This window comes from Streptomyces sp. NPDC048417 (assembly GCF_040651615.1).
Lineage (GTDB): Bacteria > Actinomycetota > Actinomycetes > Streptomycetales > Streptomycetaceae > Streptomyces.
This window is the reverse complement of record NZ_JBEZKI010000038.1, coordinates 58,890-73,053: the sequence shown is the minus strand read 5'-3', so window position 1 is coordinate 73,053 and position 14,164 is coordinate 58,890. Positions and strand designations below refer to the sequence as shown.

At 72.0% G+C, this 14,164-nt stretch carries 12 protein-coding genes and 1 pseudogene; 3 read left to right on the top strand and 10 right to left on the bottom strand.

The window, feature by feature from the left end:
• Positions 1–4: 4 nt before the first annotated feature.
• From AB0D59_RS42865 to AB0D59_RS42855, 3 genes are read right to left on the bottom strand one after another with little or no spacing between them, the layout of a single operon-like run.
• Positions 5–1,120 (bottom strand): NAD(P)/FAD-dependent oxidoreductase, encoded by a 1,116-nt coding sequence (locus tag AB0D59_RS42865; RefSeq protein ID WP_362576714.1) that lies wholly within the window; start codon positions 1,118–1,120, stop codon positions 5–7.
• A gap of 11 nt (positions 1,121–1,131) precedes the next feature.
• Positions 1,132–2,088, bottom strand: coding sequence for a phosphotriesterase (locus AB0D59_RS42860; RefSeq protein WP_362576712.1), 957 nt, complete (start codon positions 2,086–2,088; stop codon positions 1,132–1,134).
• Positions 2,089–2,136: 48 nt separating this feature from the next.
• A complete protein-coding gene (locus tag AB0D59_RS42855; protein WP_362576710.1) occupies positions 2,137–3,111 on the bottom strand; it encodes a phosphotriesterase in 975 nt (324 codons plus the stop codon).
• 550 nt (positions 3,112–3,661) lie between these two features.
• Between AB0D59_RS42855 and AB0D59_RS42850 the strand changes: the two genes are divergently transcribed.
• Positions 3,662–3,865: a hypothetical protein gene (locus AB0D59_RS42850; protein WP_362576708.1), complete on the top strand. Its 204-nt coding sequence runs from the start codon at positions 3,662–3,664 to the stop codon at positions 3,863–3,865.
• A 24-nt stretch (positions 3,866–3,889) separates the two neighbouring features.
• On the opposite strand, the gene AB0D59_RS42845 is transcribed toward AB0D59_RS42850, so the two are convergent.
• From AB0D59_RS42845 to AB0D59_RS42820, 6 genes and pseudogenes are all read right to left on the bottom strand, one after another.
• Positions 3,890–4,498 (bottom strand): TetR/AcrR family transcriptional regulator, encoded by a 609-nt coding sequence (locus AB0D59_RS42845; protein WP_362576707.1) that lies wholly within the window; start codon positions 4,496–4,498, stop codon positions 3,890–3,892.
• A gap of 140 nt (positions 4,499–4,638) precedes the next feature.
• The gene (locus tag AB0D59_RS42840; RefSeq protein ID WP_362576705.1) at positions 4,639–5,382 is read right to left on the bottom strand and encodes a CoA-transferase; all 744 of its coding nucleotides are present in this window, start codon (positions 5,380–5,382) and stop codon (positions 4,639–4,641) included.
• Positions 5,383–5,631: 249 nt separating this feature from the next.
• On the bottom strand, positions 5,632–6,900 hold the full coding sequence (locus AB0D59_RS42835; RefSeq protein ID WP_362576703.1) for an FAD-dependent oxidoreductase: 1,269 nt from the start codon (positions 6,898–6,900) through the stop codon (positions 5,632–5,634).
• A gap of 12 nt (positions 6,901–6,912) precedes the next feature.
• Complete coding sequence (locus AB0D59_RS42830) at positions 6,913–7,557, bottom strand: maleylpyruvate isomerase N-terminal domain-containing protein (RefSeq protein ID WP_362576702.1); 645 nt, start codon at positions 7,555–7,557, stop codon at positions 6,913–6,915.
• Positions 7,554–8,381: a fumarylacetoacetate hydrolase family protein gene (locus tag AB0D59_RS42825; protein WP_362576700.1), complete on the bottom strand. Its 828-nt coding sequence runs from the start codon at positions 8,379–8,381 to the stop codon at positions 7,554–7,556. Before AB0D59_RS42825 ends, AB0D59_RS42830 begins: the two co-directional genes overlap by 4 nt.
• Positions 8,382–8,509: 128 nt before the next feature.
• Positions 8,510–9,652: pseudogene (locus AB0D59_RS42820) on the bottom strand (cupin domain-containing protein); the annotation flags it as partial.
• A gap of 71 nt (positions 9,653–9,723) precedes the next feature.
• Here AB0D59_RS42820 and AB0D59_RS42815 point away from each other — a divergent pair.
• Entirely contained in the window at positions 9,724–10,500 is a 777-nt protein-coding gene (locus AB0D59_RS42815) for an IclR family transcriptional regulator (RefSeq protein WP_362576698.1), read from the top strand.
• Between the two features lie 162 nt (positions 10,501–10,662).
• The gene (locus AB0D59_RS42810) at positions 10,663–12,309 is read left to right on the top strand and encodes an MFS transporter (RefSeq protein WP_362576696.1); all 1,647 of its coding nucleotides are present in this window, start codon (positions 10,663–10,665) and stop codon (positions 12,307–12,309) included.
• Positions 12,310–12,736: 427 nt separating this feature from the next.
• Here the strand turns inward: AB0D59_RS42810 and AB0D59_RS42805 are convergent, their stop codons facing one another.
• Positions 12,737–14,065, bottom strand: a complete 1,329-nt coding sequence (locus AB0D59_RS42805) for a TRAM domain-containing protein (RefSeq protein ID WP_362576694.1) — start codon at positions 14,063–14,065, stop codon at positions 12,737–12,739.
• Between the last annotated feature and the right edge of the window lie 99 nt (positions 14,066–14,164).

The window sequence follows — 14,164 nt, the reverse complement described above, 5'->3', positions numbered from 1 at the left end:
GATCTCACTCCTTCGTCGCGGCGGCCGCGGGCCTCTGGCCGGGGAAGACGTCGTTGATCTCGTCCTCGGTCCAGCCCTGCCGCGAGATGGCCTGCAGCTTGTCGGTGACCGGCTTGCGGGTGGCCTGGTACAGGGCGAGGCCCTCCTTCAGGGAGTCCGCCCCGCGCAGGGCGTCGGCGAGCGCGCCGGCGTCCTCGATGGCCGAGTTGGCGCCCTGGCCCTGGTGGTGCAGCATCGAGTGCGCGGCGTCACCGACGAGGACGACGGAGTCGGAGTGCCAGGTGTCGACCGGGTCGATGTCGTAGACGGCGCGGATGTTCACGGTGTCCATGTCGAGGCCGCGCGTGATGTCGACCAGGCGCTCGTCGAAGCCCTCGACCGTCCGCAGCATGTCCTCCTTGGTGACCTGCGGCGTCCACGTGCCGTCCGGGCACAGGGCGGTGATGTCGAAGGACACCTGGTTCCGGTGGCGCAGCGGCAGCAGGTAGATCTTGGTGCCGCGGCCGATGTACATGCGCAGGTTGTCGTCGGTGACCATGCCGTGGGCGTCGTCCACGGAGATGACGGCGCGGTAGGCGTGCTCGCCGGAGAACACCGGGCCCTTGTCACCGGACAGCTGCTGCCGGACGACCGACTTGATGCCGTCGGCGCCGACGACGAGGTCCGCCTCGACGGTGGTGCCGTCCGCGAAGGTCAGGACGGAGCTGTCGCCCTTGTCCTCGACGGTCTCGAGCCGGTGGCCGAGGCGCACCATGCCCTCGGGCAGCACGCCGAGCAGGGCCTCGATGAAGTCGCCGCGGTGGATCAGGTGCGTGTGGGTCTGCTCGCCGTCGGCCGGCCACGCTTCCTTCATGATCGGGTCGCCGGTGGCGGTGAGGATCTCGAAGCACTCGCTGGGCGAGCTGACCCGGGCGATCGCGTCGAAGATCCCCCACTGGCGGAACCGGTTCATGGTGGCGGGGCGCAGACCGATGCCGGCGCCGACCTCCCGGATGCGGTTGGCCTGCTCGTGGACAGTGACGTCCGCGCCGAGCAGGCTGAGGGCCTTGGCCGCCGCCGCGCCGCCGTATCCCGCTCCGACGATCGCGATCTTCAGGTTCTTCAGGTCCGAGGACTGCATGGGGGTCTCTCTTACTTCTGGATGGTCAGGAAGTCGGCGGGGTTGCCGACGAAGATCGTCCGGATGGCGGTGTCGTCGAGGCCGGCGGCCCGCAGGTCCGGGATCAGGTCGTCGAAGAGGTAGTTGACGGTGTGACCCTTGACGCCCGGCCAGCCCAGCGGGGAGCAGTTGGCGTCGGCGGAGGCGAGGACCTGCCGGATCCGGCGGCCCCCGTCGACGAAGCGCAGGAAGTGGTCCAGGCGCTCCTTGCGGGGACGGGCCCAGAACGGGGGGTCGGGCAGCTCGGTCTCGTAGCCGAAGGTGTCGAAGCCGATGCGCCCGCCCTGCTCGGCGATCCAGACGTCGCGCGTCCTGTCGGCGTTGACCCCGTCGTCGACATGCCCGAAGAGCACGCGGTGCAGGGGGAGTCCCTCTTCCTCGAAGATCGCGATGGCGTTCTCGGCGTCGATCGCGAGGTGGGTCAGGATCGGTACGCCCGTGGTGAGCGCGGCGCGGGCGGCGGCACGGTAGATGCGCTTGTCCAGGTCGGTCATGCGGCCGCCCCGGCTCACGCCGACCTTGACGACGCCGGCGAGGCTGCCGGTGTCGCCGATGCCGACGGTGATCTCGTGGACGAACTGCCGCGTCAGGTAGTCGACGTCGGCACGGGCGAAGTGCGGCAGGGCGGTGTCGCCGCCGACGAAGCCGGTGCAGGCGACGATGTGGACGCCGGTCTTCGCCGACAGCGACTTGTAGTGGTCGACGTCGCGGCCGTTGCAGATGCCGGTCGCGTCGACGAAGGTGCCGCCGCCCAGCTCGTGGAACCTGCGCAGCTTCGGGACGGTTTCCTCGTGACGCTGCTCGGGGGTCTTCCACCATTTCGTGTCCAGCTCGGAGCCGGGCATGCCGTAGCCGACGTGCTCGTGGATCGCCACGAAGCCCAGTTCCTCGGCGGGGACCGGCCCCAGGACGGTGTTCACTCGCGACACAACACTCACCTTCGGAAAAGATCTTGACAGTCGATCGGGACGGCGCGTTCAGCGCATCGCGAGCAGATCGCGCGGGTTGGCCTCGAGGATGCGCCGCACGTCGTCGTCGCCGACGCCGTGCGCCGTCAGCAGCGGCACGAAGGCGGTCAGCACGTGGCTGTACGGCAGGTCGTTCGCGGGGTGCCCCTTGGCCACGCCGGTCGCGCCGACGGAGAGCAGGATCCGGTCGGCGTGCCCGGCCCGCACGAGCTCGGCGACCAGGGCGGCGCGTTCGGCGTCGGTGAGGTGCTCGGCGTCCTCGGTGCCGATGTGGTCGAGGACGAGGTGGGCGCCGCGGTCGGCCACCTTCTCGGGTGCGCCGGCCGCGACGGCGTCCCTGCGGTCCAGTCCGCCGACGGCGACCCGCTCGGCCGGCAGCTTCTCGTCCAGGACGACGTCGAGTTCCCCTACGGCGTCGCCGCCGTACCGGAGGGAGACGGCGACGCCGGTGGCGAGGGCGGCGCGGGCAGCTCCGCGCAGCAGGCTCTCGTCGGTCGGGGTCATGCCGGCGCGGGTGGCGGCGGTGGCGACCAGTCCGGCGGGGCCGCGGCGCTCCACGCGCGGGACGACCATGCCCTCGGTGATCTCCCGGGTGAAGAGGTCGGCGAACTTCTCGGCCGGCCAGGGGGTCGGCGGGTTGGTCTGCGGGGTGAGGAAGTAGCCCCCGAGCAGTTCCTCGGGCCCCTGGCCGGTCGAGGTGACGATGTGCACGCCGGTTGCGCGGGACAGGGCCTCGTACAGCCTGACGTCGCGGCCGTGGAACATGCCGGTGCTGTCGACGACGGTGCCGCCGCCGTGGGCGCGGAAGTCGCGCAGCTTGCCGGCGAGCGTCTCGAAGATCTCGGCGCGGTCCAGGGTGATGTCGAAGGCGTGCTCGGCACCCGGGAGCACCGACAGCAGCGCCTCGTGGACCGAGACGACGCCCAGCTCATCGGCGGGCACGGGGCCCAGGACGGTGTGGACGGTGTTGCTGTTCACGCTCATGGCTGCCTCACGTGTCCGGTGCGGGTGCGGCGGTGCACCCTGTGGCTGCCCGTCACGGTAGCCATTCGGTTTACATGACGTCAATGAAACGTACATCACGAGAAGACATTGTCCACGGGGTTGCGCTGGAGCGCGGCATCAGAGCACGGCACGGGCACCGAGCCAGGCCGTGTGAATCATTCGATGGACGCGACGGGGGCCACTTTCACCGAGGGGCACGCGCTATGAGGTCATCCATAACGCCCTCGCCGACCGGGAGTCGTCCCTCGTCGATGTAGATCGCCTTCGATCCGGCGGCCGACCAGGGCCTGACCGGCACCTGGCCGGCGTCCGACCCGCCGGTGCACACCCGGCTGCCCGCCGCCCTCGCCGAGAACCTCTCGCCCCGCGCCCTGCCCGGACCGAAGGGGCGGATCAAGGCCAAGGACGACGCCGGTCACGGCCGACGGCCTGGCCGAGGGCTCGGTGGGCCCCGGCATCTTCGACGCCGAGGCTCGCGGGGAGGCGAAGGAGGGGAAGTCGATGATCTGCGCTGCCGCTGCCGTTCCACGTGGCCCGCGCCGGGGGCGTCGCCCTGCTGAGCTACCGGGTGGCCGCCACCATGCGCACCCTCGCCGCGCCGCGGGTCGAGGAGTTCCCGTGCCCGCTGCCCGGGCCCGGCGTCCACATGGTCTGGAATCCGCGGCCGGCCGACCGCGCTTCGTCGCCCGGCTGCGGGCGTTGCTGCTCGACGCCGCGACCGACCGAGCGGTGAGAGGACCTGTCCCGCCCGTGGCGGTCAGGTCAGCAGCCGCACCCAGCTGGCGCTCAGCTCGTCGAGCATCTGCTCGCGGGTGAGCCTCCAGTCGGCATCGCCCCAGTGCTGGGCGACGTAGTCCAGCTCGGCCATCGCCAGCACGCCCCGGAAGCGGCGCTGGTGGCGGTCGAAGCGCCCGGCCTGCGTCAGGCCGTCCTCGATGTCGCTGATGGCCTCCTCCAACCACCGCTCGACCAGGTCGCGCAGCTCCGGGTCGACCGCCGCGGCGTCCCGGCCCACGCGGATGATCGGCCGGATCTCGCTCCAGCTGCCGGCGGTGCGGCGCAGCCAGGCGCCGATCGCCTCCGGCGCCCCGTCGGCCACGGTGGCGACCAGGTCCTGCGCCGTGGAGCCGTGCTCGGGCGAACGGACGCGCTGGAGCGCCTCGTTGAGCCGCTCGTCGATGAGCGCCTTCATCAGATCGCTGCGGGAAGGGAAGTAGGCGTAGAAGGTCACCCGGGTGGTGCCCGCCGCGGTCGCGATGTCGTCGACCGTGGTGGCGGCGTAACCCTTCGCGGTGAACAGCTCGAGCCCGGACTCCAGCAGCAGGCGGCGCGTCATCTGCTTCTGCGCCTGTCGAAGGTTCGCCATGCCGGAGATCCTAGCCCCACGTCGCACGCCGGACGTACGGACCGGTTCCGCCGCTGACACCCTGCTCGGGTCATGGACGGTGTGTAAAGCGTCCCGGGGGGCCGGTGCCGTGGGCCGTCACCGCAGCGGCGCCCACGCCTTCAGACGAGCGGTTCGACAGAGAGCCGCTCGCGCAGTTCGGCCACCGTGATGCCGTACGTCTCCCGTACGCGCACCCCGTCCGGACCGGGCTCGAAGACGCCGTGATCGGTGTAGACGAGGCTCACGCAGCCGACGCCGGTCAGCGGGTACGTGCACACGGGCACCAGCTTCGGGGCGCCGTCGCGGGCGAACAGCTTCATCATCACCAGCACCCGGCGCGCCCCCACGGCCAGGTCCATCGCGCCGCCCACGGCGGGAACGCGGTCCGGGTCGCCGGTGTGCCAGTTCGCCAGGTCGCCCCGCCGGGAGACCTGGAAGGCCCCGAGCACGCACACGTCGAGGTGGCCGCCGCACATCATCGCGAAGGAGTCGGCGTGATGGAAGTACGCTGCCCCGGGCAGCTCGGTGACCGGAACCTTCCCGGCGTTCGTGAGGTCGGGGTCCACCTCGTCGCCCACCGCGGCCGGGCCCATGCCGAGCATGCCGTTCTCGGTGTGCAGCACGATGCCCGCGTCGGGTGGCAGCTGCTCGGCGATCCGGGTCGGCTGCCCGATGCCGAGGTCGACGCAGGAGCCGGGCGGGATGCCGCGGGCCGGGAAGGCGCGGTCCGGCTTGGGCACCACCCAGGGCGCGCGGGTCATGGACTCCAAGCCGCCGGCGCCGACGACGTCTGCGTCGCCCGACTCCAGGGTGCGCGAGGCGATGATCGCGGCGTCGAGGCCTGAGCCGCACAGCCGGTTCACGGTGGTGGCGGGGACCTCACCGGCAGCCCGGCCAGCGGGACGGCCATGCGGCCGACATTGCGGTTGTCCTCGCCGGCGCCGTTGGCGTTGCCCCACACCACGTCGCCGACGGCGGCGCGGTCGAGGTCCGGGGGCTGCGCGAGCAGGCCGGTCAGCGCGGTGGCGGCGAGTCGTCGGAGCGCACCCCGGACAGGCCGCCGCCGAACCGGCCGAAGGGGGTGCGAGCGGCGGCGTAGAGGTAGGCGTCGCTCATGCCGTACCAGCCGCCGTCACCGCATCCTCGGCGGCCGTGGAGGCGAGCGGAATCGGCGTGAACATCTCGGGCTCCTCGTCCGGCGTCAGCGCGGTGGGGCCGTACAGCCAGTCGGTGAAGGAGTAGTCGGAGGTGTCGCGGGCGCGCAGCAGCACGTTGCGCTGCTCTCGTGCGAACCCGTCGAGGTGCCACAGCTCGCCCCACTTCCGGGAGGTGGTCAGCACCCGTCGGCAGTGCTCGGGGCGGACGGCCTCGTAGGCGGCGAGGGCGGCGTGCCAGTCGATCGTGCCGTCCTCGGCGCGGTTGCGGGCGACGTGCTCGCCCAGCACCCAGCCGTCCTCGACGGCCATGATCGCGCCCTGCGCGATGTACTGCAGCGGCGGATGCGCGGAGTCGCCGAGCAGTGCGATCCGGCCGTGGACCCACTTCGTGATCGGGTCGCGGTCGAACATCCGCCACCACTTGTCGCGCCACATGAACGGCAGGCCGTCCCTGACGAAGTCGCAGGTCCGGGCGAAGGCGGTGTCGAGCTCGTCGGGTGTGCCCCAGTCCTCCCGGCCGGCCAGGGCCTTGGGCGACTCGAAGACCGCGACCTGGTTGAGCAGCTCGCCTCCGCGCAGGCCGTAGTGGACGAAGTGGCAGCCCGGGCCGACGTACACCACGACCTCGCTGAGGTCGACGGACGTCACCCGCGGCTGCTCGGCGGGGACGGTGCCGCGGTAGGCGACGTACGCCGAGGAGACGGGCCGGTCGTCGGCGAGGAGCTTGCGGGCGACGGAGTGCAGGCCGTCGGCCGCGATCACGACCCCGGCCTCGTGCGTCGCGCCGGAGGCGAGCGTCACGCGGGCGCCGCCGTCGGTGTTCTCGTACGACGTCACCTGCGCGGCGTTGATCAGCTCGACACCGGCACGCTCGCAGGCGCGCAGCAGCAGGCCGTGCAGGTCACTGCGGTGGATGACCAGGTACGGGTAGCCGTAGCGCTTCTCCAGGTCGCGCAGGTCCAGCCGGGTCAGCTCGTCGCCGTCGACGGCGTCGCGCATGACCATCGCGTCCGGGACGACGCCGAGGCTCTTCGCCTCCTCCAGGAGGCCGTAGTCGTCGAGGATGCGGGTGCAGTTGGGGGCGAGCTGGATGCCGGCGCCGACCTCGCCGAAGGCGGGGGCGCTCTCCAGCAGGCGGACGGAGAGGCCCTGGCGGGTCAGGGAGAACGCCGCGCCGAGGCCTCCGATGCCGCCACCGACGACGATCACATCAGGTTGGGACATGGGACTCTCCTGTCAGAGCCACGGGCCGAGCTCGGGGGCGTCGGCGAGCGAGTGGGGCCGGCCGGCCAGCCAGGCGGCGACCTCGGGCAGCGGACCGTCGGGCAACCCGGCCAGCCCGCGCTTGGCGCGGATCTCCTCGGCCAGGGCGGCCAGGAAGCCCCTGGGCAGGTCGGCGAAGGTGACGACGCCGCTGCCGAGATCCACGACGTGGACGCACACCTCGCGGGCGCGCATCCACGGCAGCTCGGTGGCGGGGACGGTGCGGCCCTGGGCGGTGACGACCTTGCTCTGCCACTGCTCGTCGGTGAGTCCGTCCAGTCCCTCCGCGAGCCGGTGCGCCGAGTTGGTCAGCCAGGAGCGCAGTTCGTCGGCCGACAGGGTGGGGCCCTTGGCGATGCCGGCGGCGCGTTCTTCGGCGGAGCCGTACATCGGCGTCTCCTCGCCGGTGGCCGCCCAGTGCACCAGGTTGCACAAGGCGTCGGCGTTGGCGGCGACATGCGCCACGAGGTGCTTGCGGGTCCAGTCCGGCAGCACGCTGGGGGCCGAGAAGCCGGCCTCGTCGAGTCCCGCGGCGGCGTCCAGCAGCAGAGCGGTGCCGGTACGAACCCACCCACGCGCGTCGGCGAAGGTCCGCGTGCCGGCAGCCGTGCCGGTCATCCCTCGACCACCTTGTTGGTGCAGGCGCCCAGACCGGCGATCTCGGTGACCACGGTCTGGCCGGGGAGCAGGAAGACCTTGGGGTCGCGGGCGTTGCCCACACCGGCCGGGGTGCCGGTGGCGATGATGTCGCCCGGGCGCAGGGTGATGACGGTGGAGATGTACTGGACCAGGAAGACCGGGTCGAACAGCAGCGTGCCGGTGTCGTCCTGCTGCATGACCTGGCCGTCGACGACCGTCTTCACTCCGAGTGCGGGGCGGACGCCGCCGACCTCGTCGGGGGTGACGACGTACGGGCCGACCGGGGTGGTGGCCTCCCAGATCTTGCCCTGGGTCCACTCGATGGTGCGGAACTGCCAGTCGCGCACCGAGATGTCGTTCATGACGGTGAAACCGGCGATGGCGTCGGCGGCCTGCTGCTCGTCGGCGCGGCGCACCGCCTTGCCGATCACGACGGCCAGTTCGACCTCCCAGTCGAACGCCTCGGTCTCGGCCGGCCTGACGATGTCGTCGTTCGCGCCGAGCAGGGTTTCGGCGAACTTCGGGAAGAGGGTCGGATGGGCGGGCAGGTCCCGGCCCATTTCCTTGATGTGGTTGGTGTAGTTGTGGCCGACACAGACGACCTTGGACGGGTTCGGCACGACCGGCGCGAAGTCCGCGCCCTCGACCGGGTACGTGGCGCCGGATGCGGCGGCGGCCTTGGCCTGCCAGCCGTCCTCGGCGAACAGCTCGCCCAGGTCGGCGTACCCGAGATCCACGAGGACGTCGCCGTCGAGGCGAACCGCCCGGGTTCCGTCGGCGGCGCGGAGGGTGGCGAGCTTCATGGTCAGGCGTCCTTCTGGGTTCGGTCGGTGCGGTCGGTGCGGTCGGTGCGGTCGGTGCGGTCGGTGCGGTCGGTGCGGTCGGTGCGGTCGGTGCGGTCGGTGCGGTCGGCGCGGTCGGCGCGGTCGGCGCGGTCGAGCTTGAGCGCCTCGAAGACGGGTGCGTCGGAGAAGCGGAACAGGTCGAGGGAGCCGGAGTCGGAATCGGTCGCGCCGGCCTCGGAGCGGGCGGAGAACGGCTCCCAGGACGGGACCACGAACAGGTCACCGCGGGTCACCGTCCACGCGGTGTCGCCGACGGTCACCACGCCGGAGCCGTCGAAGACCTGGTAGACGGAAGAGCCGGTCTCGCGCGTCGGCGCGGTCTCGGCACCGCGGGCGATGCGGTGGAACTCGGCGCGGATGGTCGGCAGGACGTCGCAGCCGTCGTGCGGGTTGGCGTAGCGCACCGCGGCGTGGCCGGGCTCGACGGTGCCGCCGAAGCCCTCCTTCTCCAGCAGGAGCTGGTCCCGCAGGGCCGCGTCGGTGTACTGCCACTTGTAGGACAGCAGCGGGCTGCCGGGCGTGGCGGGTGCGGCCGACAGCGGGCGCAGGCCGGGGTGGCCCCACAGGCGTTCGGACCGCGACCGCTCGGGTGTGGTCCGCTCGGCGTCGCTGATCTCGTCGCGCCCGAACTCGAAGAACTGCGCCTCGGTGACGTACTGGAAGGGGATGTCCAGGCCGTCGATCCAGGCCATCGGCTCGGAGGTCGCGTTGTGGTGGGCGTGCCAGTTCCAGCCGGCCTGCGGCAGGAAGTCACCGCGGTTCATGGGCACGGGGTCGCCGCCGACGACGGTCCACACGCCGGAACCCTCGACGACGAACCGGAACGCGTGCTGGGTGTGCCGGTGCTCGGGAGCGTCCTCACCGGGCATGAGGTACTGGATGGCCGCCCACAGCGTCGGGGTGGCGAAGGGCCGACCGCCGAGCGAGGGGTTGGCCAGGGCGATGGCCCGGCGCTCACCACCGCGGCCGACGGGGACCAGTCCGCCGGCCCGGTCCGCCAGCTCCCGCAGCCGCTCCCAGCGCCACAGATGCGGCACGGCGCGCGAGCGCGGGTGGGCGGGCATCAGGTCGCCGATCTCGGTCCACAGCGGGACGAGGAGTTCCTGCTCGAAGCCCCGGTACAGCTCCTCGAGCGCCGGGGTGACCTCGGGTTGCCCCTCCTCGGCGACGGCCTGCAGCCGGACGGGGGAGCCCGCGGTGATGTCTTGGGTGATGGAGGACTCAGTCACAGGCTCAGCGTGCCGCGCGTCTGCAGCGGGAACATCTAGATTCTGGAGAGCAGAATTCACGAAGGATCACCATGGACAAGCCGCTGAAGACACCGCCGCCCTATCCCATCGCCAGCGTGGACCATGCCCTGCGGGCGGCGACCATCCTCCAGATGGAGGGGGGCGCGACCGTGGCACAACTCGCCGAGCGTCTGGGTGTCGCCAGGTCGACGGCCCACCGCATCCTGGCGATGCTCGTCTACCGGGATTTCGCCGTGCGGGGCGAGGACCGCGTCTACCGCGCGGGCCCGGTACTGGAACTGGCCGCGCACTCCCAGTCCCTCGTGTCACGGCTGCGCGCGGCGGCTCTTCCCCATCTTCACCGGGTCGTCGACCTGGTGGACGAGACCGCGAACCTGATCGTGCGCACCGGGGACACCGCGCGGTTCATCGCCAGCGTCGAGTGCCGGCAGGCCCTGCGAGTCGGCTCCCGAGAGGGCATGGTCTTCCCGGCCCACCGCACCACGGCGGGACTGCTTCTGCTCGCCGACCTGACCGACGAGGAACTGGAGGAGGTCTACGCCCCCGAGCGCTACCGCGACCGCCCGGCCGACCGCCCCGACCTCGTGCGGCTGCGGACGGAGCTCAGGCGTATGCGCCGCAACGGCTTCGCCGTCAACAGGGAGCGGTCCGAACGCGGTCTCGTCGCGGTCGGTGTCCCGGTGCGCGACCGGGACGGCACAGCGTTGGCCGGCCTCTCCGTCTCGATGCCCAGCGTGCGCTACGACCCGCACCGGCTCCAGGCGCTGGTCAAGACCCTCCAAGCCTCAGCGGACGCGCTGGAGCAGGACCTGTCTCACCAGGACTGACACACCTGGCCGGGGCAATCAGTTTCCATGGTGGCCATTACCTTGCTTGTACGCATACATCATTGACGTGACGTAAAGCGAGTGTCATTCTCCACGGCATTGCACCCTCTTCGGGCTCCCGCTCACGGGACGTCCGTCTTTCCCCAGCCAGGGAGAACAGCAATGACGCTCAACAACGGGACGACCATGTCCCAGGGCCCAACCGCGGGGGCCGCCCGGACGCCGGGCTACGCGGGAACACTGGCTGCCGCCTGCGGTGCGGTCTTCGTGGCCCAGGTCGCGAACGCACTGCCGGCCTCGCTGAACGGACTGTTCCAGCAGGACCTGAACACCCGCGGCTCGCAGCTCACCTGGATCACCGCCGCCTTCATGGTCGCGGTGGTGTGCTTCGAGTTCACCTTCGGCGTCCTCGGCGACCTGTTCGGACGCCGCAGGCTCGTCGTGGCCGGTACGGCTTTGGTCGCCGCGGGCAGCACCGTCGCCGCGCTCGCCCCGACCGTCCAGGTGCTGTGGCTCGGCACCGCCCTGAACGGCCTGGGCGCCGGCGCCATGTTCCCCGGCTCGCTCACCGCACTGAACGCTCACACCCGCGACATGCGTCAGCGGTCCCACGCGGTCGCGGTCTGGAGCGGGTTCCTGTCCGCCGGCGCCGCCGTCTCCCCCCTCCTCGGCGGCGTGTTCGCCAGGGTGGGGTCGTGGCGCGGCTCCTTCTGGGTCCTCGTCGGCCTGGCCCTGGTCAGCATGGTGCTCACCGTGGCCCTCGCCACGGAGTCGAGGGCGCCCGAGGGCCGCAGGCTCGACGTGGCCGGTCAGGTCACCTTCGCGCTCGGCCTCATTCTGGCGCTGTACGGCGCCGTCGAGGGACCCGAGTCGGGCTGGACCACCCTGCCCGTCATGCTCTCCCTCATCCTCGGCGCGGTGTTCCTCGCGGGGTTCGTCGTGGTGGAACTGGGGGCCGGGTCCCCGATCTTCGACCTGCGGTTGTTCCGCAACCGCGCCTTCGCCGTGTCGTCCGCGGCCGCGGTCATCGGCATGCTCGCCTTCCTCGGTGCCTGTTACGCGACGAGCATGTGGCTGGGTCCCGTGCAGCACCAGGACCCGATCCGCGTCGCGATCCCCTTCCTGCTCCTCCAGGGGCCCGCCTTCCTGCTCATTCCGGTCGTCTCGCGGCTGCTCCACCGGGTCGCCGCGTCCTGGCTGCTGACCTCCGGATTCGTCCTGATGGCGGCCGGCTGTCTGCAGTGCGCCCGGCTGGACGTCACCGACCCGCGGCTCGCCGCGTTCGTGGCGCCCGCCCTGCTGATCGGCGTCGGTTTCGCCCTGACCGTCAGCTCCGTCACGGCCGTGGCGCTGAACAGCGTGCCCCCGCGCCTTGCAGGCATGGCCAGTGCCACCACCAACATGCTGCGCGACCTCGGCTTCGTACTCGGCCCGGTCGTCGTCGGCGCGGTGGCCCTCAGCAACGCCGGGTCGGCGTTCGCGACGAACTTCTCCGGCGCGGGCCTGTCGGCCGCTCAGACGGAAGCGGCACAGGAGATCGCGAGGGCCGGCGGACCGCTGGCCGTGAACAGCGTGCCGTCCGGTGCTCCTGGCGCGCCTGCCCACGGCCTCGCCCTCGACGCCCTGGGCAGCGGGTTCGGCACCGCGTTCCTGGTATGTGGGGCGGCGGCGGCCGTCGCCGCGGCGCTCACCGCCTTCGGCATGATCGGCCTCCACGCCGGCGGCCATGCCGGCGACGAGGTGGCGGCGCCTGCGCCGCCCGGCCACGACGGCAGCCCGGAACCGGTTGCCGGCGCCACACATCCCTGACCTCCGCATCCCTCGGGACGCCAGAGGGAACGATCAGCACGGCCCGTCCGCCCTACACCATCAGCGCGCACGGCCCGTCCGCCCTACACCACCGGGGTGCGGACGGGCCGCGCCGCCGCTCGTCGACGGACCTCGCCCGCGCTCCGTTCACGCCTTGAGCCGCGCCCGGCACAGCAGGCGGCGTTTGGTGAACGGTGTGCAATCCGGGACCGTCCGCCCCCGGGTGACGGCACATCAGAACGAGCGTCACCTGAGCGTCGGGACGGTTGGCGCCGTGCCGAGCATGATCGGCCCTCACCCCAGCACGGCCGCATGAAGGGCCTGGTCAAGTGTGGTTCACGAGAAGCAACGCGCCTCACGTCGTGCTTATCCGGAAACACGTCGCAGCGCCCGGCACCACACTCGCTCACCTGCACGAACGTGCAGGTCAGACGCCCTTGGTGACGGGTTCGAGAATGGCGACGCACTCCACGTGATGCGTCATGGGAAACAGATCGAACGCCCGCAGCGTCCGTACCCGGTACCCGCCGTCCCGGAAGTACGCCAGGTCGCGGGCGAGGGCGGCCGGGTCGCAGGCGACGTAGGCGATTCGGCGGGCGCCCAGTGAGGTCAGGTGCTCCACCGTCTTGCGCCCCGCGCCCGCGCGGGGCGGGTCGAGGACGATGAGGTCGACCTCGGTGATTCCGGTGCGCGGGAGTACCGACTCGACCTTGCCCTGTTCGACGCGGACCCGGGGAAAGTCGGCCAGGTTGTGGCGCGCGTCCTCCACTGCCCGCTTGCCGGACTCGATGCCCAGCACCGCGCCCTTCTCGCCGAGGCGGTCGGCGAGGGCGCCGGCGAACAGGCCGACTCCGCAGTAGAGGTCCAGCGCCATCTCGCCCTTGCGCGGCAGCAGGCCCTGCATCACCGCCGTCACCAGGGTGTCCGCCGCCTTCGGGTGGACCTGCCAGAAGCCGCCGTTGCCCACGCGGTGGGTGCGGCCGTCGGCCCGTTCGCGGACGAAGGCGCGGCCGTGGACGCGGTGGATGCCGCCGTCGTTCTCGTCCACCCGCAGGACCGAGACCGGCTTGTCCAGTTCGACCAGGGGCAGGCGGGCGCCGGGGCGGGGCTCCAGGATGACCATCCGGTCCTGGGAACCGGTCGCGGCGATCGCGTCCACCGACACCATGCCCGACCAGTCGCGCTCCTCGATGCCGAGCTCGCTGACACCCGGCGCCGCGATCATGCAGTGCTCGATCGGCTCCACCTCGTGCGAGCGGTGCCGGCGCAGTCCCGCGTTGCCGTCGGCGTCGACCGCGTACTGCACGCGCGTGCGCCACTGCGGCACCTGGCCGGCCGGCAGCTTGTCGCCCTCGGCGGGCAGCACCGTGCCGTCCCAGCCCGCCTCCTCCGGCGTGAGGCCGGCCAGCCGCCGCAGCTGCTCGGCGATCACCTCGCCCTTGAGCCGGCGCTGGGCGCCCGGCTTGGCGTGCTGCCAGTCGCAGCCGCCGCAGCGGCCGGGGCCGGCGTAGGGGCAGGGCGCCTCGACGCGGTCCTTGGAGGCGTCCACGATGTCGACCGCGTCGGCGCGCAGGAAGCGGGCCCCCTCCTCGCCCTCGGTCACCCGGGCCACGACCCGCTCGCCGGGCAGCGCGTGCCGGACGAACAGCACCTGGCCCTCGGCGGTCCGGGCGATGCAGTGCCCGCCGTGCGCGACCGGGCCCACCTCGACCTCGTACTCCGTCCCCACCAGAGATTTCTTCGGTTCTGCCTGCATGGCGGGGTGACTCCAGATCAACGAGAGGGGGTACGGCCGCGCATGGGCCGACGACAGCCCACCAGTCTACGTGCTCGGCGGGACCTCCCGCCGACACAC

Excerpts from the sequence above, each read along its gene's own strand:
- AB0D59_RS42865 (WP_362576714.1), bottom strand. The coding sequence starts at position 1,120 with ATGCAGTCCTCGGACCTGAAGAACCTGAAGATCGCGATCGTCGGAGCG.
- AB0D59_RS42855 (WP_362576710.1), bottom strand. The coding sequence starts at position 3,111 with ATGAGCGTGAACAGCAACACCGTCCACACCGTCCTGGGCCCCGTGCCC.
- AB0D59_RS42845 (WP_362576707.1), bottom strand. The coding sequence starts at position 4,498 with ATGGCGAACCTTCGACAGGCGCAGAAGCAGATGACGCGCCGCCTGCTG.
- AB0D59_RS42835 (WP_362576703.1), bottom strand. The coding sequence starts at position 6,900 with ATGTCCCAACCTGATGTGATCGTCGTCGGTGGCGGCATCGGAGGCCTC.
- AB0D59_RS42830 (WP_362576702.1), bottom strand. The coding sequence starts at position 7,557 with ATGACCGGCACGGCTGCCGGCACGCGGACCTTCGCCGACGCGCGTGGG.
- AB0D59_RS42825 (WP_362576700.1), bottom strand. The coding sequence starts at position 8,381 with ATGAAGCTCGCCACCCTCCGCGCCGCCGACGGAACCCGGGCGGTTCGC.
- AB0D59_RS42815 (WP_362576698.1), top strand. The coding sequence starts at position 9,724 with ATGGACAAGCCGCTGAAGACACCGCCGCCCTATCCCATCGCCAGCGTG.
- AB0D59_RS42810 (WP_362576696.1), top strand. The coding sequence starts at position 10,663 with ATGACGCTCAACAACGGGACGACCATGTCCCAGGGCCCAACCGCGGGG.
- AB0D59_RS42805 (WP_362576694.1), bottom strand. The coding sequence starts at position 14,065 with ATGCAGGCAGAACCGAAGAAATCTCTGGTGGGGACGGAGTACGAGGTC.